The sequence below is a fragment of the Flavobacterium bizetiae genome (genome assembly GCF_024271895.1).
In the GTDB taxonomy this organism is placed as follows: domain Bacteria; phylum Bacteroidota; class Bacteroidia; order Flavobacteriales; family Flavobacteriaceae; genus Flavobacterium; species Flavobacterium bizetiae.
Genome location: NZ_CP091861.1, coordinates 1,002,263 through 1,024,924, shown reverse-complemented (window position 1 = coordinate 1,024,924; position 22,662 = coordinate 1,002,263). Strand labels below are relative to the sequence as shown.

At 34.4% G+C, this 22,662-nt stretch carries 20 protein-coding genes; 5 read left to right on the top strand and 15 right to left on the bottom strand.

The window, feature by feature from the left end; all coding sequences use genetic code 11:
• Positions 1 to 51: 51 nt before the first annotated feature.
• A complete protein-coding gene (locus tag L0669_RS04670; RefSeq protein WP_263761697.1) occupies positions 52 to 2,706 on the bottom strand; it encodes a TonB-dependent receptor in 2,655 nt (884 codons plus the stop codon).
• Positions 2,707 to 2,918: 212 nt separating this feature from the next.
• Between L0669_RS04670 and L0669_RS04665 the strand changes: the two genes are divergently transcribed.
• Positions 2,919 to 3,806 carry an SAM hydrolase/SAM-dependent halogenase family protein gene (locus tag L0669_RS04665; protein ID WP_263761695.1) on the top strand — a complete coding sequence of 296 codons (888 nt, stop codon included), beginning with the start codon at positions 2,919 to 2,921 and terminating at the stop codon, positions 3,804 to 3,806.
• Between the two features lie 259 nt (positions 3,807 to 4,065).
• Here the strand turns inward: L0669_RS04665 and L0669_RS04660 are convergent, their stop codons facing one another.
• Both L0669_RS04660 and L0669_RS04655 read right to left on the bottom strand, forming a co-directional pair.
• Complete coding sequence (locus tag L0669_RS04660) at positions 4,066 to 4,587, bottom strand: DUF6646 family protein (RefSeq protein ID WP_173969454.1); 522 nt, start codon at positions 4,585 to 4,587, stop codon at positions 4,066 to 4,068.
• Between the two features lie 48 nt (positions 4,588 to 4,635).
• Positions 4,636 to 5,370 carry a metallophosphoesterase family protein gene (locus L0669_RS04655; protein WP_263761693.1) on the bottom strand — a complete coding sequence of 245 codons (735 nt, stop codon included), beginning with the start codon at positions 5,368 to 5,370 and terminating at the stop codon, positions 4,636 to 4,638.
• Positions 5,371 to 5,555: 185 nt separating this feature from the next.
• Between L0669_RS04655 and L0669_RS04650 the strand changes: the two genes are divergently transcribed.
• From L0669_RS04650 to L0669_RS04640, 3 genes are all read left to right on the top strand, one after another.
• Positions 5,556 to 6,668, top strand: a complete 1,113-nt coding sequence (locus L0669_RS04650) for a hypothetical protein (protein WP_263761691.1) — start codon at positions 5,556 to 5,558, stop codon at positions 6,666 to 6,668.
• Positions 6,669 to 6,770: 102 nt separating this feature from the next.
• Positions 6,771 to 7,853, top strand: coding sequence for a DNA polymerase IV (gene dinB / locus L0669_RS04645; protein WP_263761689.1), 1,083 nt, complete (start codon positions 6,771 to 6,773; stop codon positions 7,851 to 7,853).
• Between the two features lie 98 nt (positions 7,854 to 7,951).
• Positions 7,952 to 8,446 carry a PAS domain-containing protein gene (locus tag L0669_RS04640; protein ID WP_173969451.1) on the top strand — a complete coding sequence of 165 codons (495 nt, stop codon included), beginning with the start codon at positions 7,952 to 7,954 and terminating at the stop codon, positions 8,444 to 8,446.
• 149 nt (positions 8,447 to 8,595) lie between these two features.
• On the opposite strand, the gene L0669_RS04635 is transcribed toward L0669_RS04640, so the two are convergent.
• From L0669_RS04635 to L0669_RS04590, 10 genes are all read right to left on the bottom strand, one after another.
• The gene (locus L0669_RS04635; protein ID WP_263761687.1) at positions 8,596 to 10,200 is read right to left on the bottom strand and encodes a fumarate hydratase; all 1,605 of its coding nucleotides are present in this window, start codon (positions 10,198 to 10,200) and stop codon (positions 8,596 to 8,598) included.
• Positions 10,201 to 10,271: 71 nt separating this feature from the next.
• Entirely contained in the window at positions 10,272 to 11,000 is a 729-nt protein-coding gene (locus L0669_RS04630; protein WP_263761685.1) for a hypothetical protein, read from the bottom strand.
• Between the two features lie 158 nt (positions 11,001 to 11,158).
• A complete protein-coding gene (gene tnpA / locus L0669_RS04625; RefSeq protein ID WP_263761684.1) occupies positions 11,159 to 11,620 on the bottom strand; it encodes an IS200/IS605 family transposase in 462 nt (153 codons plus the stop codon).
• A 231-nt stretch (positions 11,621 to 11,851) separates the two neighbouring features.
• Entirely contained in the window at positions 11,852 to 13,291 is a 1,440-nt protein-coding gene (locus tag L0669_RS04620) for a nucleoside recognition domain-containing protein (RefSeq protein ID WP_173969447.1), read from the bottom strand.
• Positions 13,292 to 13,826: 535 nt separating this feature from the next.
• On the bottom strand, positions 13,827 to 14,900 hold the full coding sequence (locus L0669_RS04615; RefSeq protein WP_263761680.1) for a winged helix DNA-binding domain-containing protein: 1,074 nt from the start codon (positions 14,898 to 14,900) through the stop codon (positions 13,827 to 13,829).
• A gap of 90 nt (positions 14,901 to 14,990) precedes the next feature.
• Positions 14,991 to 15,704 (bottom strand): 3'-5' exonuclease, encoded by a 714-nt coding sequence (locus tag L0669_RS04610; protein ID WP_263761678.1) that lies wholly within the window; start codon positions 15,702 to 15,704, stop codon positions 14,991 to 14,993.
• A 130-nt stretch (positions 15,705 to 15,834) separates the two neighbouring features.
• Positions 15,835 to 16,311 (bottom strand): methylated-DNA--[protein]-cysteine S-methyltransferase, encoded by a 477-nt coding sequence (locus L0669_RS04605; protein ID WP_263761676.1) that lies wholly within the window; start codon positions 16,309 to 16,311, stop codon positions 15,835 to 15,837.
• Positions 16,312 to 16,480: 169 nt separating this feature from the next.
• Complete coding sequence (locus tag L0669_RS04600) at positions 16,481 to 17,326, bottom strand: NAD-dependent epimerase/dehydratase family protein (RefSeq protein ID WP_263761674.1); 846 nt, start codon at positions 17,324 to 17,326, stop codon at positions 16,481 to 16,483.
• A 112-nt stretch (positions 17,327 to 17,438) separates the two neighbouring features.
• Positions 17,439 to 17,888, bottom strand: a complete 450-nt coding sequence (locus tag L0669_RS04595; protein WP_263761672.1) for a GNAT family N-acetyltransferase — start codon at positions 17,886 to 17,888, stop codon at positions 17,439 to 17,441.
• A complete protein-coding gene (locus L0669_RS04590; RefSeq protein ID WP_263761670.1) occupies positions 17,873 to 18,775 on the bottom strand; it encodes a LysR family transcriptional regulator in 903 nt (300 codons plus the stop codon). Before L0669_RS04590 ends, L0669_RS04595 begins: the two co-directional genes overlap by 16 nt.
• A 146-nt stretch (positions 18,776 to 18,921) precedes the next feature.
• On the opposite strand from L0669_RS04590, the gene L0669_RS04585 reads away from it, so the two are divergent.
• Positions 18,922 to 19,317: a rhodanese-like domain-containing protein gene (locus L0669_RS04585; protein ID WP_263761668.1), complete on the top strand. Its 396-nt coding sequence runs from the start codon at positions 18,922 to 18,924 to the stop codon at positions 19,315 to 19,317.
• A gap of 57 nt (positions 19,318 to 19,374) precedes the next feature.
• Here the strand turns inward: L0669_RS04585 and L0669_RS04580 are convergent, their stop codons facing one another.
• The gene (locus tag L0669_RS04580; protein ID WP_263761666.1) at positions 19,375 to 20,241 is read right to left on the bottom strand and encodes a tetratricopeptide repeat protein; all 867 of its coding nucleotides are present in this window, start codon (positions 20,239 to 20,241) and stop codon (positions 19,375 to 19,377) included.
• Positions 20,242 to 20,265: 24 nt separating this feature from the next.
• A complete protein-coding gene (locus L0669_RS04575; RefSeq protein ID WP_263761664.1) occupies positions 20,266 to 22,659 on the bottom strand; it encodes a M28 family peptidase in 2,394 nt (797 codons plus the stop codon).
• Positions 22,660 to 22,662 lie beyond the last annotated feature (3 nt).

Sequence of the window (22,662 nt, the reverse complement as noted above, 5' to 3'; positions counted from 1 at the left end):
AAGATTAAATCATGCAGTATATAAACCTTGCGAACTTTTCGGTTAAATAGTTTACAGTGTAAAACTCATACGGCCAAAGTAATAAGCTCCGGTAGTTCCCATTTGAACAGGAGCATATTTAAATACCCCATAATAACTGTTCTCGTAAATTTGTCTGTCCGGGAAAATATCAAATAAGTTGTTCGCTCCCAAAGCAATCTGAATTTTTGGAGTCAGTTTATAAGCAACCGTCATATCTGTAACTACTTTTCCGTTATGTTTCTGGATGCCTCCAAAAGGGAAACCATCACGAATCACTTGCCCAAAATAAGTATTTCTCAATAAGAAATTCCATTTTGTTAAACTGTAATTAATGGCAAAAGTACCTTTGTGTTTCGGTGTATTTGTTTCGATAAGACTTCTTTCCTGAGGCCCGTAGTATACATCTTCCTGACCCGCAAATAAAGGCGGAATGTTATTCAACTGATCATCAACTTTATTGTCGTTGTAATTGTACAATAACGAAAGATTCATTTTTCCCGGACCAACATTCATATCATAATCAATCACAACATCAACTCCGTTTGTAGTAGTATTAATAGCATTGGTAAAGAAACGCCCCGTTTGTGCGCCGTATTGAGCAAACAAATCGCGAAGTGCCGGAACAGGATTTCCTTCAGCGTCATTTCCTAAATTTCCTGTAAGAATGATTCTATTGTCAATTCTAATGTGGTAATAATCAGCTGTAATGTGTAGTTTTTTTGTTGGAGAATAAACAATTCCAAAACTGTAGTTTCTCGAAGTTTCTTCTTTTAATTTCGGAATTCCCAATTCTTTCGCTACCTGACTGTCATTCCTAAAAATACCCGAATTCAGGATTTGCCCGTCAACAGCATCAGTTGCAATATTATTGAAGTACTGTTGGTGCAATGATGGCGCTCTGAAACCAGAACTAATTGCTCCACGAACAAATAAATTGTCTAAGATTTTGTATCTCGCAGATAATTTTCCGTTAATCGTATTTCCAAAATCAGTATAATCTTCGTAACGACCTGCAACTCCAATCAATAATTTTTCAGTAACATCAGCTTCAACATCAGCATAAACACCAACGCTGTTTCTGTTTTCGTTTACTTCATTCAAAGGAGAAAATCCAGGAAACGATTGTGCTCCGCCATTGATGTAAGAGTTCTCTTCACCCGGAACTATTTTGTATTTTTCAAAACGATATTCACCTCCAAAAGCAACATTCAAACCATGAAAAATATCTTTGTATAATCTCGAGATATCAGCATTTACAGTATTTTGCAAGAAAGAGTGGTTTCCGGCTTTAAAGTCAGTTTGTCCGTTATCTCCCAGCGAAACGTTGTTTGTATTCGATACATCATACACAAATTTGTTTTCACCAATCGTGTTACTTACGTCCAATTTCCATTCTCCAAATTTAAATTTAAAACCAACTGAAGAAGAAAGATCTGTTACTACAGAATTCAATTCAGGTTGAAATCCGAAAGGGAAAATCGACGCTACAACATTTTCAGTCTCACTTGGCAAACGTCTGAAACCATAACCTGTACCTTCTCTGTGACTCACACCGCCGTTTGCATAAAACTCAATTTGATCATTTAACGGAATCGATGCATTAAAGAATCCCTGAATATTCTGGATTTTTGCATCTCCAATCTGAAAATTAAAATCATCACGTGTTAAACCATTTTGAGCTAATAAATTATCATCAATCTGACGTGATTGTGCTGGATCATTCGCAAAATCATAAGCAAAGAAATTACCCTCAGCCGATTGATCGAAAATGATCAGGTTATTATTTTGTGAACGATTTGTTTTCTGGCGATCATTAAATTCAGCCGAAAGGTTGATAAAACCACCTTTGTTGCCAATTTTTGTACCGTAGTTTAAGTTCACATTTGTAGTTTGGCCATCATTTCTTGAGGTCGAACCATAAGTGGCATTAACTTCTAAACCTGCATTATCCTTTAAAACCAAATTGATAACACCCGCAATCGCATCAGAACCGTATTGAGCCGCTGCACCATCGCGTAAAACCTCAATTCTTTTAATGGCCGAAGCAGGAATTGCACTTAAATCTGTACCAACAGAACCGTTTCCAACTGTATTTTGATAATTTACTAATGATGTCGTATGTCTTCTTTTTCCGTTAATCAAAACCAAAACCTGATCAGGACCTAAACCTCTTAAAGAAGCCGGATCGATATGCTCTGTACCATCTGCAGAAGATTGACGGTTTGAATTGAATGACGGAATTAAATACGTAAGGATATCGTTTGTAGTAGTTTGTGGAGTTGTATTTCTGATTTTGGCGAGATTTACAACATCAACCGGAACTGCTGTTTCCAATTTACTTTTGTTTGGATTTCTACTTCCTACGACTACAATTTCGTCAAGACTATTGTTTTCTAAAGCCAGTTGTACTTCGATGACGTGATCTTTTGCAACAATTTCTTTGGTTTGATAGCCAAATAACGAAACAATAAGCGTTGGATTATTTGCAGAAGCATTAATGGTAAACTTTCCTAAAGCATCACTCGTAGCATTAATGTGAGTTCCTTTGATTAAGATTGTAGCAAATTCTAAAGGATTCCCGTTTTCATTCGTAACCGTTCCCTTTATCTCGTGACTTTGCGCAAAAAATAAAGTACTGGATAAAGTAAGAATTGCTGTTATGACAATTTTTAATTTTTTTCTCATTGATAATTTAGTTTTGTATTTGATTTAGTAATTATTCAAAAAGATCCAATAGAAAAGTTATTTGTCTACTATTTACATAGGATAATGAATAAAATGCAAATGTAATTGTAAATAATCAAAATCGATTTATAAAATGATATTATTTCTAAGATGTTAGGGGCAATTTTTAAGTTTAATGAAATATCTTTGCTGAAAATTTAAAAAGAGAAAAAATGAAATTACGTTTATTACTTTTTTTGTGTGCTATTACTTTTAATGGTTTCGCACAAAATAATGTATTAGTTTTTCAATCAGATTTTGGTTTGAAAGATGGAGCAGTATCTGCTATGAAAGGGGTTGCAATGGGAGTTTCGACCGATATTAAAATATTTGATGTAACTCATGAAATCCCGGCATTTAATATTTGGGAAGCAGCATATCGTTTGTCGCAAACAGCTCAATATTATCCTGCAGGAACTGTATTTGTATCTGTTTGTGATCCGGGAGTAGGTACAGCTAGACATTCTGTAGTTTTGTTGACTAAATCTGGTCATTATTTTGTAACTCCGGATAACGGAACTTTAACTTTAATTGCAGAACAATTAGGTATTCAGGAAATTCGTGAAATTGATGAAGTAAAAAACCGTCGTCAAAACTCAAACGAATCGTATACTTTCCACGGTCGTGATGTTTACGCCTTTACAGGAGCTCGTTTAGCATCTAAAACTATTACTTTTGAAGAAGTTGGACCAAAATTACCAAACGAAGTAGTAAAGATCGATTACCAAAAACCGGTTTTCGAAAAAGGAATCATCAAAGGCGGAATTCCGATTTTGGATATCCAATACGGAAATGTTTGGACGAATATCGACAAGAAAACTTTCGCTAATCTGGATTTAAAAGCGGGTGATTTCGTTAAAATCCAAATCTTTAACGGAACTAAAAAAGCATACGAGGGAAAATTGAAACTGGTACATACTTTTGGAGAAGTTCAAGTAGGTACTGATGTTTGTTATTTTAACAGCCTTTTAAACTTTTCATTGGCCGTTAACCAGGGAAGTTTCTCAGCAAAACATAAAATTTACAGCGGAGCTGACTGGAGTATTTTGTTAAGCAAATAATTCATGGATATTTCATATAAAATAAAAACCGCTCATTTGAGTGGTTTTTTTGTTTTGTCAGGCTGAGCGAAGTCGAAGCCCCGTTACAATTGGCAAGTCTTCGACTTCGCTCAGGATGACACTTGAATTCATTAGAACAAAAAAACCGCCCAATCAGGCGGTTTTTATTATTTAAAAAGCTTTGCGTCTCTGCGACTTTGCGAGAAATACATTGCGAACTTTGCGTAAAACTCCGCGTGCTTTGCGGTTAAGTGGTTTCTTATAAATTAAAAGAAGCTCCTAAACTAAAAGTAAACTGATTGTTTAAATGATCAAATACACCATTGTTGCTGCCATATTTTGCAATTGGGAAACCAAGTTCTGTGAAAACACCAAAACCGTCAGTAAAGAAATAACGTCCACCAACGTGACCACCAAAATTATGTAATCCTAAACTTAAACCTGGATAAACATCTAATTGATCAACACCAATAACGCTGCTTAAATTAGCGCTAATTCTTGCTTTAGCATCAAAACGATCGCCAAAATCAGGTTTGTAATCATTATAAGCACTACTATTATAAAAACCATTAAAATTATCTACGCCTAATAAATAGTTAGCTACAAAACCAAAAGAGAAATTTTCTCCTAAACCAAAATCAACAGATCCCTGAATTCCTGAACCACCATCTTGTATGTTAGCACCAACGTTAACTTTAACATCTCCTTTTCCTTTAAAAGCCTGTTGAGCTTGTGTAAATCCAAATGATACTAAAAACAAAAGTGTAATAACCTTTTTCATAAACTTAAATATTAATTATTTTAAAATGCAAAAATAGTTTTTTATGAACTAATTCCTACCTTTTTCGTCAGAATACAATTCATTTAACGGATCGCTTTGCCAGAATTCCTTGGTATCCACGTCCAAAATCGTCAACGGACCTTTAAACGCAGCGCCGGTATCAACATTCCAAACGCAGGCTTTATTTACCGGAACAGTTTTCCCAATTCGGGTAACGGGAGTATGGCCAATGTATATTTCTTTGTAGATGGTAAAACGTTTTGGATAATATAAATCATCTGGTTTTAGATTTGGATCTAAAGCAAGTGCAGATTCCCAAAGCGTTCTGTCCCAGTAAAATAATTTTGAAAAATATTCCCATGTCACACCACTCAGGTTCGTAAAACCGGCATGAACAAAAAGTCGGTTTTCATCATCAAGATAATAATCCTGCAACGATTCCAGAAAAGCGATATGAGTTCTCTTTTTCTCTTCAGAAAGTTTCGCGTATCCTTCTACAGTAGCACGTCCGCCATGTTTATACCACATTTCTTCATCAAAATCTTCATGTCGGTTTTCAAGCCAGTCTAAGGCAAGCTGATCATGATTTCCTCTAATGCAAATGCAGTTTTGTTTGCTTTTCAGGTCAATAAGATAATCGATAACTTCAGCCGACTGGCTCCATCCATCAACATAATCGCCTAAAAATATAAGAGTATCTTTTGTAGTTACCTGGGCTTTTTTAATCACTTGCTCAAGCGCGAGTAGTCCGCCGTGTATGTCGCCTATAACAAATGTTCGCATTTTTTATTATTTCGTGTAGAAAGACAAAAATAAAGAAAATGATTTGTTTGTGAGCATTAAGTTGAGAATCTTTAAAAAATGAAAAAGTAGTTTTGTTTTTAAAGTAATTTTTAGATTTAAATATTTCTTAGAAAGGATATTTAATGAATTATATTTGCTGCAAATTATATTAAAAAAATAGGCTTATGAAATCGAAAATTACTTTATTATTTATTATGTCGTTATTTATGTTATCCTGTTCGGGTGATGATGATGCCAAATCTAAACAATTCGAGTTTTTAGAATTTGAGAAAGATGTTGTGTTGCCTTCTGTTAATAGTGGTGATATTACTTTCCTGGCAATAAATTTTGATGAGAACCTGAATAACTGGGATCTTAAACTTACCGATGATACGGGAAATGTTTTGCCTGTAGTACTTAGTAGTGCAAAAAAGACGGGAAATGGTTACGCAGATAATGAAATACAAAGAATTGTATTTAAAGCAGCTCCTAAAAATGAAGGTGTTTATACGTTAGTGATTAAAAATAAAACTACGGACCAACTCTATACGGATCATTTTATAGTAAGAAGCAAAACTTTTAATAAAATCCAATATCCATCTGCTTCGCCTTATAATATAATAGGAGGCTGGAGTTCAAATGAACAAGAACCTACATGGGACTATATTTATTTTCAAAAGATAAAAAACACTATTCAAAGTGATCTTGTGACAACTGGTATTTCAGGAATTAAATTAGAAAATGTAACCACCTTTAAGGAGTATAATATAGACTATTCTGTAAACACTGAAACAAAAAAAATTGAATTTACTGTTCCTGTAGGAGTTCCTGAAGGAAACTATTATTTGTCGGTTAGATACAGTAACTTTACTAGTGCTTATTTCGAAAAGGATATATTAGTGCAAGAGGAAAAACTGCCAATAGTTGCTTCTATTAATAAAAATACTTTTAAAGGAAAAGAAATAATGACGCTGAAAGGAAGTAATTTTAGATATAAAGTAGATTTAGATTTACTTCCGGGTTCAATATTTAAAACGTATCAAGTAAGTTCTTATTTGGTTTTTACCAATAATTACGGAACTGGAGAAATAGAATTAAGCACTTACGATAAAGATCCTACTTTTAAATATATGAATGCTGAAGGCACAGAAATTAATTTCCCGTTTCATGGAAAGACTAGTGAAGAGGATTTCTACTATGGCAATGATTATCCCCGTACGTTTTTTGAAGGTACGGTTCAAATCAGAACAGGCGCATATTTAAGCGAACCGATAAAAATTCGTGTAGACTTTAAATAGTTAACATCATTTGATAAGTTTAGAAGCTGCAATTTTTTAATTGCAGCTTTTTTTATGATTTTTTGCATCTCATTTTCACGCTTTCCTGTTTAAATTTGCATAATGTCAGAGATGCCAACATATCGAAAAATTATCCATATTGATATGGATGCTTTTTATGCTTCGGTAGAGCAGATGGATAATCCTGCTTTGCGCGGAAAACCTGTTGCCGTTGGTGGATCAGAGAATAGAGGAGTAGTTTCGGCAGCCAGTTACGAAGCCCGTAAATTTGGTGTGCGAAGTGCCATAAGTGGTGTTTTGGCCAAGAAATATTGTCCCGAAATTATTTTTGTACGCCCAAGATTCGATCGATACAAGGAGATTTCAAGTAAAATTCACGCCATTTTTCATGATTATACAGATTTGGTTGAGCCGCTTTCGCTCGATGAAGCGTATCTGGATGTAACCCAGAATAAAAAAGGAAATCCAAGTGCGAGTTTATTGGCTCAGGAAATCAGATTGAGAATTTTTAATGAAGTAGGGATTTCGGCTTCCGCAGGAATTTCGATCAATAAATTTGTAGCTAAAATTGCCAGCGATGTCAATAAACCTAACGGACAAAAAACGGTAAATCCTGATGAAGTCGAAGCTTTTCTGGAAGAATTGCCCATCAGAAAGTTTTATGGCGTTGGAAAAGTGACTACGGAGAAAATGTACCAATTGGGAATTTTTACCGGAACGGACCTGAAAAGCAAATCGGTAGAATTTCTGGAAAAACATTTCGGAAAGTCAGGTGCTTTTTATTACAATGTAGTTCGTGGTATTCATAATAGCGAAGTAAAATCGCACCGCATCACCAAATCCGTTGCGGCAGAAAACACGTTTGATGTCAATCTAACCTCTGAGATTTTTATGCTTGAGCAACTGGATAAAATTGCGATTTCATTAGAAAGACGATTAAAAAAATATAACATTTCAGGTAAAACAGTTACCCTTAAAATAAAATACAGCGATTTTACCCAGCAAACCCGGAGTAAAACTTTGCCCTATTTTATTTCAGATAAAAGTCTGATTCTCGAAACGGTAGAAGAGTTATTGTATCAGGAAAAAATGAAAGATTCAGTACGATTGCTCGGAATTTCCCTGAATAATTTAAATACCGAAGAAAAAAAAGCAGTAGTTGTACAATTAAAATTTACGTTCTGACTGATATTAAACAATCGTTAAATAGAAAATAAATTTATTTTATGATGAATTTTCGTTCTATCTTTGAGTGAGAAGATTTTATCCATAAATTATTTAAAATGAAAAGAGACAATTTTGATGAAGGTTCGCATCGTAATTCTGTTCCTATCCTGGCATGGGATTTTCATTATGAATATTTGAATGAGCTGAAAGCTATTTTCTCTGATTTGAAAAAAGTCAGTAAAATTTCGAATCAATTTACCTGGAATGAAGAAAATCTACAAATAGAACAACGCCTAAAAGACGAAGTTGTAGTCGTAACAGATCTTGATTTAAAGATTGTTTTCGCTTCAAACGGAATCAAACGAATGACGGGATATAAAGAAGAAGAAGTGTTGGGAAAAACGCCTAAAATGTTTCAGGGACCCGAAACTTCTAAAACTGTTCTAAAAGAAATCAGGGAAGCAATTAAACTGCAGGTTCCTTTTGAAAAAACAATCGAAAACTATAGAAAAGACGGCAGAACCTATAAGTGTAAAATTAACGGAGCGCCGGTTTTTAACCTAAAAGGGCAATTAACGCATTTTATAGCCTTTGAGAAAGAAGTAGCTTAAGAAGGAATTTAAAGAATTTAACCGCAAAGTTCGCAAAGAATTACGCAATGTTCGCAAAGTTAATAAATAATAAAACCGCCCAAAATAGGCGGTTTTTGTATGAAAAAATCTTAGTAACTCAACACCTTAGTACCTTAGCCACTAAAAATTTATAAATTCTCAAAGAAATCATTTCCTTTATCATCAGTAATAATAAAAGCAGGGAAATCTTTAACTGTGATTTTACGAACCGCTTCCATTCCTAATTCTTCAAAATCAACCACTTCAACTTTTAAGATATTATCTTGTGCTAAAATTGCAGCCGGACCACCAATAGAGCCTAAGTAGAATCCGCCGTATTTGTTACACGCATCTGTTACTTGTTTGGTACGGTTTCCTTTTGCTAACATGATCATACTTCCGCCATGTTTCTGGAATTCATCAACATAAACATCCATACGTCCTGCCGTTGTTGGTCCAAAACTTCCTGAAGCCATTCCTTCCGGAGTTTTAGCAGGGCCTGCATAATACACTGGGTGATTTTTAAAGTATTCCGGCATTGGTTTACCCGCTTCCAGTAATTCTTTGATTTTTGCGTGAGCAATATCACGGGCAACAATCACAGTTCCGTTTAGTTTTAAACGGGTTTTGATAGGATATTGAGATAATTTAGCCAAAATATCTGCCATTGGCTGATCTAAGTCAATTTCAACAGGAGCTTCTAAATGAGGAGCTGTTTCCGGTAAAAATTGTTTAGGATTAACCTCTAATTGCTCAACGAAAATTCCGTCTTTATTAATTTTTCCTTTAATGTTTCTGTCAGCAGAACAAGAAACCCCTAATCCAACCGGACAAGAAGCCGCGTGACGAGGCAAGCGAATTACACGAACATCGTGCGTGAAATATTTACCGCCAAACTGAGCGCCAATTTCGCTTTCCTGACAAATTTGCTGCACTTTAGCTTCCCATTCAATATCACGGAAAGCCTGACCAGCCATATTTCCTGAAGTAGGAAGATTGTCGTAATATCCAGCTGATGCTTTTTTAACAGCACTTAAATTCGCTTCCGCAGAAGTTCCTCCAATTACTAAAGCCAGGTGATACGGCGGACAAGCCGAAGTTCCTAAATCTTTTATTTTTGCACGAACAAAAGCATCCATCGATTTTTCATTCAATAATGATTTTGTTTGTTGGTATAAATAAGTCTTGTTAGCAGATCCTCCACCTTTTGCCATAAATAAAAACTCGTACGAAGCTCCTTTTTTAGCATAAATATCAATTTGTGCCGGAAGATTCGAACCTGAGTTTTTTTCTTCAAACATCGAAATCGGAACAATTTGCGAATAACGTAAATTACGTTTTTGGTACGTGTTGAAAATTCCTCTGCTCAGCCATTCAGCATCATCAACACCAGTAAAGATGCTTTCTCCTTTTTTGGCCATTACAATCGCAGTTCCGGTATCCTGGCAGCTTGGTAACTGACCTTCGGCAGCAACCGAAGCATTTTGTAGTAAATTGTAAGCCACAAAACGGTCATTGTCTGTCGCTTCAGGGTCGTCAAGAATCTTACGCAATTTTTGTAAATGCGTCGTTCTAAGCATGAACGAAACATCTGTTAAGGCTTCTTCAGCCAATAATTCTAAACCTTTTGGGTCAACGGTCAAAACTTCACGTTCTCCAAATTGTTCTACTTTCACAAAATCAGACGTAATTTTGCGGTACTGTGTATCATCCTTTAAAATAGGATAAGGGTCTTGGTATATAAAATCAATCATTGCTTTGTTTTTTACAAAGTTAGAAATTATTTACCTAAGAAAGAATTTGAATAAGGGATGTTTTAAGGTGTTTATTGTGGTTTGTGAAAGTCATCAAAACTCATTTTTTTCTCGAAATAAACCTTGTCTTTTGCCGAAAGTAATTGCTTTTTCCACTGATTTCCGCTTAAGCGAAAAACAATCGAATCCGAATGTTTAGCGATTCCCATGTTTTCGTCGTTATCATCAGGTTCAAAAGAAACGGTCTTGCAATAGAATGATTCAGGATTGGCTTTCGCCGAAGGATTTTCGAATTCGACCCAACTTCCCCAGCCACTATCAGACATGGTGTACCAATCATAAACCAGTTGTATATCGTTGTTTTTTAAATGATACAAATAATGACTTTGATTGTAACCGCAAGCCGGATATCCAAAACTAACTTGAATAAAAGGCGAACTTTTAGCACTTTCTGTCCCTAATCCGTAGATAGCAGACCATTCAGATCCTTTGTCAACTCCTTTAATGGTAATTTTTGAAGTCGTAGTTTTATTTTTATTCTGATAAAAGTCAAGTTGGTATTTTGCCGTTACGATACTGTCTTTATCTGCTTTTTGCTCTAAAAGATACGCCAGAATATAATTGTCTTTTGATGTTTCTCCGTAATTAGCAATAGAAATAGTATCTGTTTTCAGGAAATTATCTTTTGCCTCAACTGCCTCCGTTTTAGTTTCAGGAAGTTTATCTATTATTTGATTTGCAGGTTTTGGTTTTTGGCAACCAATCAAAAGACATAGGATGAAAAGGAATTGTGGTTTCATTAATGTGTGGTATTATTGTTTTTTTGTTCAACTGGACTGAAGTCCAGCCCTACAATATAAATCGTTCCTTCGGAACTTTAAATAAAGAGCCATTGGCTCGAATCATATTGTAGGGCCGGATTTTAATTCGGTTTAAATAAATCCGGGTTTAAATATAATTATATTAAATTTTCAAAAATATATTTTTCATCAAATTCGACATTAAATTTATTTAAGAATGATATATATTCATCTTTGAAATTTTGTTTTTTGTGATGCTCTTCTTGATTGGCAATGTATTTATAAACAGCATCAATGTGGGATTTACTATAAGAGAAAACACCATAACCTTCTTGCCATTCGAATTTATGTTTTGTTAATTGATGATCATTTATAAATTTTGATGATTTTCCTTTTACAACTTTCATTAATTCCGAAATTGAAATTGTTGGTTTAAGTGTTAAAAGACAATGGACATGATCTTCTGTTCCATTTACAATTAGGGTTTTGCAACCTGTTTCATTTATTAAATTTCCAATTACACTTAATATTTTTGATTTGCATTCATTAGTTATAACTGCTTCTCTGTATTTTACTGCAAAAACGGCCTGAATATAAACTTGATGATATGTATTTGACATTTTATATTTATTTACAACGATTAAAATCCGCTACAATAATACAAAATATTCTTACAAATAATTAAATTTGTCCATTCATATTTAAACCAGATTAATCCTGATGTTTCAGGACAGCCCTACAAAAATAATCCATTCCTGAGGAACTCTAAAAAGAGCCATCGGCTCGCCCTATATTGTAGGGCTGGACTTCAGTCCAGTTTAGAAAAAATCCGGTTTAAATTATATAAAGATTTAAAAAAACCACGTTGCCACAAAAATTGCCGTAATCACACAAATAAGATCTACCAAAAGCATTGTACCCAGGGCATATCGGGTATTTTTGATATTAACAGAACCAAAATAAACTGCAATTACATAAAAAGTACTTTCGGCGCTGCACTGAAAAATGCTACTTAATCTTGCTGTCAAAGAATCGGCACCAAAAGTATTCATAGAATCAATTAAAAAACCACGAGATCCTGCAGAACTAAAAGGGCGAAGCATGGCAACTGGCAAGGCATTTGTAATTTCTTTACTTACTCCCATATTCGAAAAAACAAATGCAATCGCATCACTAATAATTTCGAATAAACCGCTGTTTCTGAATAATGAAATAGCCACTAACATTCCTAATACATAAGGAAAAATAGTAACTCCGGTTTTAACTCCATTATTTGCACCCACTACAAAGGTTTCAAAAACAGTAGTATTAGCTTCTGTAAATTTCTTTTCATGTTTGAATGAAAAAATCAATGTAAAGGCAATTATGGCAATTAATATTAATCCCGAAAGGTTAGAGGTAAAGTAGTTTTTTCCAATTAAATCTAAATGATTTACATACATCAGTAAACCAACAATTGCGGCGATTAATCCCATTAATACAATAACAAGAGAAGCACTTTTAAAATTGATTTTTTGTTTAACTCCTACAATCAAAAAGGCTGCAATAGTACCAATGAACGATGTAATGATACATGGCAACATAACATCAGCAGGATTAGTGGCATTAGCCGCAGCACGATATCCTATAATTGATGTTGCAATCAAAGTTAAACCCGAAGCATGAAGACACATAAACATAATTTGGGCATCGCTCGCTTTGTCTTTGTCCGGATTTATTTCCTGCAAACTCTCCATGGCTTTAAGACCAAAAGGAGTTGCAGCCGAATCTAATCCCAGAAAATTCGCGGCAAAGTTTAACGTCATGTACGATATAGAAGGGTGATTTTTAGGAATACTCGGGAAAACCTTTACGAATACCGGGCTTAAAACTTTTGCTAATTTTCCTGAAGCTCCGGAAATAATTAAAAGTTCCATCAATCCGCAGAAAAAAGCCAGATAAGCAATAAGCGGCAAGATCAAATCGACCAAAGTACTCTTGCAGGTAGGCAATAAACCGTCAGATTTTTGTAAACCGCTGAAGATTTTTACTGTTTTATTTTTAAAAACATAAGTAGTATCAGCATTCAGAGTATCGTGATTGATAATCATGGTCTGATCCGGCGCTTTTTGAATACTGTCCTTAATGAAAGCCGGAAGCTCATGAATGTATTTTTCAGACACCAGAATAGGATCGTCTTTCTTTCCGTTTATTACAGAATCGATAGTATAAGTGTTGGCAGTAAATAAACTGACCACAATAAAGACAATTGAGGAAATAAAAATCACTAACCAAAATCTACTTAATACCATAATGCTAATTTTTTTTGTAAATGTAATAAATCAATTGCAATGAGAATTACAAAAGTCAATTTCATGATTTAAGACAAAATTGATTTAGTTTTATTTTGTTTTTTGAATACATGATATAAAACAAAAGAGCTATTTGTTGAAAAAAGATTACATAATATCCAAAGCTTAAAATATCATATAAATTGTAAAAAGCGAAAGACATCAATAGCAATGTTAGAATAATAAGAAAAATAGAGATAATAATTTTATTCAATAAAAATAGAATTGAAGAAAAAGTGAGCGAAAAACATACTAAAAGAGCAAGTAAAGTTTCTATCAAATTGTTAAAACTAAATGATGTACGGAATAAATAAGGAATGATTTCTATAAAGTTATTGTAATAATAGTCTGTTGAGCTGAAGTTTTCACCACAACCAATAGTAACAGCTTTATTATATGGGAGGAATAACGAAACAATTCCGAGTAATGAAAAAATAAAAGAAATAATTTTTTTATGCATTTAGTGGTTTTTGATTTTTTAAAAATATTAAAAATCTCATTCGATCACAATTTTGGTCTTTAGATAATTTTCAAAAGCTTTAATTCCTTCAAACAGAATCTCTTTTTTTGAGCTTTCGAAATCATTAAAAAAATGCGTTTCTATTTTAGCGTGATCTTTTTTGATGGTTCTTTTCCATGTTCCAATAACTTTTGAATTTTCGAGAATAATAGGTTTAAAAATACCATTATTGGTGAAAGTCTTAGGTTGGTTTTCTAATAAAATCGAAGCTTCTCTGGTTTTATACGAAATTAAAATCTCATCAAATGCGGGAAGAAAATGTACGCTTTCGCGGAAGTTGATTTCATCAGTAATATCTTTTTTAAACCAGTAAATTTGGCTCTCAATTTCTGCAGAACCCAGTTGCAACTCAATTGCGTTAATTGCCAATTTGCAGGTAGTTGGCGGAAAACCAGACCACCAGGAAAAATCCAGAAGTGTTGCAGGGCCATGACTTTCAAAATATCGCAGCGCTAATTTAGTAAGAGCTTCTTCTTTTGAGAATTTAGTTTGTGGTTTAGAAACCCTTTCTTCGAGTAAAGAATAGGTGATTTGTTTGCCTTTCATTTTACCATTACAAACCAAACCGTCCAATTCTGCATTCATCATTATGGCAGCACTCAAAAAATCTTCGCTCGAAGTTTTCTTTATGTTAAGTTCCTGCATGATTTCATCGCGGGTCAAATGATTATTTCCGCTTAACATTTTTTCGATCTCAGTATTGGTTTGATCTAATTTTTTAGGATCATAACCATATTTCTTAGCTGCCGAAGCAGTAAATCTTTTCACTTGTGGTGCAGAAAGTTCCAACATCCAGTAAATATCTTCTGCCGAAACAAAATGCCAGGTCGGGCGCAAAATATGGGTTCGGATAATTTTTGCCGAATTTATAAGTTCTTCGATAGCTGCTTCAGTAGCATCACAACGCGAACCAATTGCCCATTTTGCCATTGCATAATCCTGAGCCTGCATGGCACCAAGATGTTGTACAATTTCTTCCGGAGAATTTGAACTTGTTTCATAGAGTTTATGCGAAACAAGACGATAATGTGATATTTCCTGATGAGTCATTCTTTAAAATATTTAAACCCTATAAGTTATATAAGTTCATGAAAAATACCTTAGTATCTTAGCAACTGAGTAGCTTAGTGCCTAGAAAAGCTATACATGAATAATCTCATCATCAATCAATAAATCTTCACGACGTAAACGCAGGAAAATCTGAGCCACGGCAATCGTATCTTTTTCACAATAGGTTACAATTCGGTCAATATCTTTCTCTACATAAAATACATGACCAACCTGACTTCCGTCGATATCGCCTTTTGGAGAAGGAACTCCCAGGATTTTAGTCAATAATTTTAAAGAAGTAAAGTGTTTGTAATCACCAAACTTCCATAATTCTAAAGTATCTAAATGTGGAATTTCCCAAGGTTTTTTCCCAAACAAATTCAGTTTATCCGGAATCGCAATCTGGTTGATAATCATACGTCGGGCAATAAACGGAATATCAAATTCTTTGGCGTTATGTCCGCACAAAAGATGTTGCGGCTGATGAAAATGATTGTTAATTAGATTATTAAAGTCTTTTAGGATTTTTTTCTCTTCACCAAAAAACGAAGTCACTCTAAAATTTCGAATATCTCCTTTGATGGTAAAATAACCAACAGAAATGCAGACAATCTTCCCGAACTCGGCCCAAATTCCGGCGCGATCATAAAATTCTTCCGGCGTATATTCGTCTTTTCTTTGATATTGTGTTTTATGATCCCAAAGCGATTGCATTTCGGCATCAAGGGAATTAAAATTCTCCTCTTCCGGAACAGTTTCTATATCCAGGAATAAAATGTTATTGAGGTTTACTTTTTCAATCATGATTTATATTTTAACGCGGATTACACTAATTGTCATCAATTAATTGAAGTGAAAATGATTACCCGGAATTTACTCTTTTGTAAATATAAAGCTATAATTTTAATTAGTGAAAATCTGTGGAATTTGTGTTTTAGAATAAACTTTGTTGTGTAGTTGGATTTTCGTGTTCGATTAGCCATTTTTTGCGTGATAAACCGCCAGCGTATCCGGTTAAAGAACCATTGGTACCAATAACACGATGGCAGGGAACGACAATCCAAAGCGGATTTTTACCATTTGCCGATGCCACAGCGCGAATCGCTTTTACATCTCCCAGCTTTTTGGTTTGGTCCATATAACTTATCGTTTTTCCGTATGGAATTTCTAATAAGGATTTCCAAACTTTTTGCTGAAATTCAGTTCCTTTTGGGTTTAGTTTAAAAGTAAAATCAATTCTTTTTTTGTTGAAATACTCTTCTAATTGCGAAACGGCTTCTTGTAAAACGGCTGGAATTTCCTGAGAAACTTCGTTTGTACCAACATCTGAAACAGAAATTACAGCAACACCATCTTCATCTCCAACAATTTTGGTGATTCCTAAAGGCGAATTGATATAGACTGTTTCCATAGATTTTGATTTAATGGCAATCCCCATAGTTGTTGGGAGTAAAGGTTTCGCAAAGTTCGCAAAGTTTTTTAAACCATATAAGTTATAGAAGTAAATTTAAGTTTGATATCGCAAAGTTTATCAAGCCGTTATTTAAATGAACTTATATAACTTATATGGTTTAAACATTTTAATAATTTTCTAACCTAAATTGGTAACTCAAACTATTTGTGATTTTTTCACTTGAAATCACCTTTTTAATATTCGATTTTTCAGTGCTAAACATTGGTAAAACTAAATTATGATTCTTTGCTTGCTGTGTATAATATTCCTCCCTACTTGGATGAAAAGGTGCTACAGCATTATAAACCTCATTCCATTTTGATTGTTTGATGATTTCTTCGATAATACCAATACAATCATTTTGATGAATTAAGTTTACTGGTGCATCCGGATTTTCGAGGTTTTCTTTTCCTGCTAAAAACTTAACCGGATGACGATCTTCGCCAATTAATCCGCCAAAACGTACAGTTATAGTTTCGAAGTTTTGATTTTTTTGTAAAAGAGCTTCCGCCAAAAGTAATTGTTTGCCACTTTCAGTTTCCGGATTTGCATTTGTCTCTTCGTTAACAACTCCGTTTTCATTGCCATAAACTGCTGTTGAACTCACAAAAAGAACATTCTTTACCGCTGATTTTTCAATAAACGGAATTAAATTTTCTATTTTTTCTACAAAGATTTTTCTGGAAGAGTCCGAAGAATCAGCATTGCTTCCTCTCAATTTAGGCGGAATGTCAATAATTAAGATTTCAGATTTCGCTAAAAAATCAGTGATACTTTCTGAAACACTTTCGCTTTCAAGCGCTCCTTCGACTTCGCTCAGGATGACAATAAAAGGGTTTATTCCAGTATTTTCTAAAATGGGAAGTTTATTTTCAGAAGTCGTTGATCCGTTTACCGAATGTCCTTTTTCGATTAGCTTTTTCGCTAAAGGAAAACCTAGCCATCCGCAACCTAATATGCTTATTTGAGTCATTTTTTGTTTTTGAAGGTTCAAAGGTAGAGGTTCAGAGTTACAAAGATTTAAAACTATGTCTTTTTCTTTGCGACTTCGCGCCTTTACGAGATTAAATTTTGCGCACTTTGTATTATAGATCTAAAAAGAAGCAGATTTTGTCTTTTCCTTTTGCGCCAATTCTATGATAAAATTTTATTGCTCTTTCGTTAAACTGAGGCGTTCGCCATTGCATGTTAACACAGTTTTTCTCTTTTGCAATTTCTTTTAGTTTGTTGATTAAGACTTCGCCAATTCCAAAGTTTCTTGCATTTTCTTCCAGATAAAGACAATCCATATACAGGAAATCACCCGCGCTCCAGGTCGAAAAATCAAAAGTATAAGATACATATCCCACAATATCATTATCGGTTGCAACGACAAAACAGTTTAATTTTGGATGCTCGCCAAACAATACTTTTTTCAATCCTTCTTCTTTTCCTTCCGGAGAATAATCGGCTTTTTCATATTCGGCATGTTTTTGACATAAAATGACCAGTTTTGGCAAGTCTGATACTTCGCATTTTCTTATTGAATATTCCATTGCAGGTTGATTTCGTTTTGTAAAAAGGTGATAAAATGATAAAAGTAATCAGGATATTGCTCATTTTCGCGAATGGCAATAAAGTGTTTTCTTTTTAAACCGTTTTTACCAATTTTAATCGCTCTAATTGGATTGTTTTTTAAATGTGGTAACAAGGCCCATTTTGCCATCGACATGACGCCCATATCGGCTTTAACCATTTCTAACGACGCTTCTGTCAATGGGAGAGGAGTGATTTTTTTTGGAGCTACTTTGGCTGGAGCCAAAAGAAATTGATGAACGGTAACCGTTTCCATCGGAAGGGAATGAATCAGCAAATGTTCATCGATGAAATCCTCCGCGTCAACGTATTTTTTATTCGCCCAGGCATGGTTTTCAGAAATGACCATCACCATTTCGTCCTGAAAAAGCTCGATATATTTGATGTTATTGTCTTTGATCTGATCGCTAATAATCGCGATATCAATGGTGTTTTCTAATAATTTTTGTAACGGAATATGAGTTGCTTCGGTTACAATTTTCAATTCGACATTAGGATATAAAAGATGAAATTGCTTTAGAACCGGCGGCAACCAGTGATAACTCGAAAAACATTCGGTACTAATTCTGATTTCACCATGTTCTCCGTATACCATTTGTTTAATTTGAGATTCGGTTTGCGAAAGTTTGTCCAGAATTTCATTGGCCAATTCGTAGATTTTCTCCCCGGCTTTGGTTAAAACCAGTTTTTTATTGGTTCTCAAAAAAACAGGAGTTCCCAATTGATATTCGGCTTCTTTAAGTTGGTGACTCAGGGCCGATTGCGTCAAATGCAATTTATCAATGGCTTTAGTAATGCTTCCTTCTTCAACAATTGCTTTTATTAAGCGTAAATGACGGATTTCCATTTTTTTGGGAATTAGAATACAAAGGAACAAAATTTTAGAATGCGTTTTCTATGAAAAAAAGTAATCAAGTTGATGAATTCTTTTCGTTTTTATAGGATATGATGTTGAGTTACTTTTGAAAAAACAAAACCTTAAAAACTAGAATAATGGAAGCACAAATTAAACACTATGAAAATAAACTCGCTTTCGAAATGGATCCTTCAGATTTATTTGATGCATTGAATAATGGAGAAAAGGTAATTGTAATTGATGCGAGAAAAGCATTTGGCTTTGAAGCTGAACATATCCCAACCGCGATTAATATCCCGCATCGCGAAATGACGCTAGAAAGTACCAAACATTTAGACAAAGAGGTTTTGTATGTGACGTATTGCGACGGAATTGGTTGTAATGCCTCAACAAGAGGCGCTTTGAATATGGCTAAATTAGGTTTTAAAGTAAAAGAATTAATTGGCGGAATTGAGTGGTGGAAGTTTGACGGATATGCCACCGAAGGCACAAACGGCGTAAAAGCAGGTTTAAAAATTGAATGCGCCTGTTAAAGAAAAAGGGCAAACTTTAGACGTAAAGTTTGCCCTTTTTTATAATTTATATCAGCACTATTCGATGGCAATATTGTTTTCTGCCGCGATTTTTTTGAAGATGTCTTCTTTGTTTTCTTTGACCATTTTTTGATAAATGGCACCCATAAGCATTTCGGTATCTTTGGTATATTCTGATTTATCTGCGCTGTAAATTCTGTGTGCTATAAAAATATCATTCAATGCTTTTTCGTCATTGTTGATTTGCAAGTAGTTTTTTCCTGCTCCAAAATATCCTTCGGCATCGTTGGGTTGGTATTTTATAAGCTTTTCGTAGTATTCTATAGCCGTTTTATAATCTGATTTTAGCGAATAAACCACTCCAATATTCATTAAGGCATATTCGCCCTCCGGATAAATATCCAGTGATTTTTTATAATATTTGATCGCATTATCGTAATCCTCCAATTGTCTGTAGCAAACGGCAATATCATCAAGTGCCAGAACAAAATTAGGATCTTGTTTTAATGCCAATTGCAAACCTTCGATCGCTAATTTATAATTTTTAGCCAGCATAAAATCTTTGGCGACTGTATAAGAGTTTTGGGCATCTTTGTTTTTAGAATCACTATAATAAATATCCGCTTTGTCTTCAGCTGCTTTTGGTAAAAATTTAGAGCAGGTTTTGGCAATCGTCTCATCAGATTTTTGAAGCAAACTTTTGATTCCTTCAACAGTATTAATTCCTTCTCTTACTTTTGCATCTTTGTCTTTCAAAACTACTTCTGCCATCGAATTGGTCAAACAATTTCTGTAGATCTCTTCGTTTATTTCTTTGCTTTTTTCAAGGCACGAACAAGCTTTTGCAGCTATTTTTTCTTCTAAAGTTTGACTATTAGCATTAAAAAAACTTAAAATAACAAAAAGCAGAAATGTTTTCTTCATGATGGTTAGGTTCGAAAAATGAATTTATTCTGGTTTTACAACTGGTTTTAAACTGTCTTTTGCAATAACAGTGCTGTCTTTTACAGCTGTGGCAGGTGCAAGAGGAGCTACGGGCGCTGTATATTTTTTTATTTTTTGCTGAATTAAAACAGCATCATTTAAAACAAAAGGCGTTGGCATCATCCAGTCGCTTCGGGGTTTTATCTGAAACAACGGATTAGTCATCAAATCGAAAGAACTTTCAATTAAATCCATATCAAAAACCGATGATTTATTAATATAGAAATCCATGACAAGCGGTTCATTGCCTACAACATAATAGCATAATATTTTTCCGCCATCTCTTTCAAGACGATTTCCCTTTTCGCCTGAAGTTGCAACACCATTGGCTTTAAAATTAAAAAAGGTCATTTTTGGATTAGCATAAATATCGTAACGATTGACTTTTCTATTGGGTGTAATTTTGATTTTTAAATATCTATTATTGCCTACAACGCTATCTTTTAAAAATGCAATTGTTGGTTTTGGAACATCAACAACAGGAGCAATGGCGTTATAAGTAAAAGCTGAATTGTATTTGCTGGCTAGTGGCAAAGAATTTAAACCAACGGCTTTTTGATTTTTTTCTCCCAAATATGTCTTAGTCCATTCGTCTAAATTTACATCGTAAGTAGTCCATACGGCCGAGTTCGTATTAGCATTATAAACGTATAACAGACTGTTTGATTTGGCTTCACCCTGTTTGTAACCTGAATGGTAACCGGCATAAATGAAGAATCCGATCGAAACGGCAAAAAAGAACATGGTCCAGGCGCCTTTTTTATAGAAATCTCCAAATACAGGAAGTAACAATCCGAAAAGTAAGACAGTTAAAATTGCGCTTCCAAAAAGAATCTTTAAACCTAAACCAACAGGAAACATGACGATAAAAGGCGCAATAATGGCCAGTGCAGGAATACTGAATAATAAATTTACTCCTAAACTATAATGTTGGGTAATAACAAAAATACCGAATAGCAGAATTCCAAAATAAACCGGAATAATAAGGAAACCTGCGCCTGTTAAGCTATTGGCTAAAAAGGCATTAATAATAATCCAAAGTAACAGAGGCGCTACAAAATGATTCATTGTGATTTTTGCTTCTGAAAAATGGTGATAGAAAGCAAAAGAAATGGCGATACTTAGTGTTACAAAAGCGCCAATGTATGCGTGGCCATTATAAGTAAATCCGTTAAGTAAATCTGAATATTGCGGATAAATTTGAAGTAGAATTTTCCATCCTAAAAAAGTAACTAAACCTGAGATAGTGATAGCCCCTAAAAGCGGAACAAATCCTCTGAAAATTTCTCTAAAAGTAATAACGCGCTTGGCTTTTCCTATAAAAATAAAAATAATAAGTAATCCTAAAGCAATGATTGTCATTGGGAAAACCCATGTAAACGGATAACTTATGAAAGAGAACGGAACACTAAAATAAACATCATCTTCTGCAGAATTGGTTTCATTAAGATTAACATTCGAAAAATACTTTAATAAAGGCATTAAGTAAGTTCCCTGATGTTTTAGCGTGGTTTTGCTTAAATGCTGAACATCGTCTTGTTGTGTATGATAGTTGTAATGTCCGTCGATAAAGGCAAAATTGAAACCCTGAATATTTCCCTGCTCTCTAAAAACAGTTAAATCAGTATCGTTAGGGAGCATTTTATAAATGCTGTACATCAAAGAATTTGAAACCGGATATTGGGCTTTTGCATTTGCAAATTCTTTTACAAGAGCCTGATTTCCTTTGTTGGTTTCCATCAACATATAACTTGGTCCGGAAGAACCTCTTGCTTCAAAATTGATAACAAGACCAACATCTTTTGCCCATGGATGTTTGTTGACAAAAAGAGCAGCTCCGTTTAAACCTAATTCTTCGGCATCAGAAAAAAGAATAATAATATCATTTTTATGTGGCTGTTTGGCGTATAAAAAAGCGCGAATTCCTTCTAATATTGTGGCTACTCCAGAGGCATCATCGCTGGCACCTTTAGAAAATGAATGTGGTGCGCTGTCGTAATGTGATAAAAGTAAAAGAGCTTTTGAGTTATCAGTTCCTTTTATTCGGGCCAGAATATTTTTAGATTTTACTAATAATCCTTTGTCGTTTAGTGTAAAACCTTCCTGAATTGAGGTTTCTAGTCCAATTCGATTGAGTTCAAGTTTAAGATAATTGGCAACCAGTTCATGATTGGTCGAACCAACGTAATGTGGTTTTTGCGCAATAATTTCGACTTGGTTTAGCGCTCTTTCGGTAGAAAAGTCAGCAAGAGCTTCTTCATCTTTCGAAATCCATTGCGGCATCATTGAGGCGTATATGATGCCAAGAATTGCTAAAATGCAGACGATGGCCAGAATTGAGGTGGGGTTTTTCTTCATTAC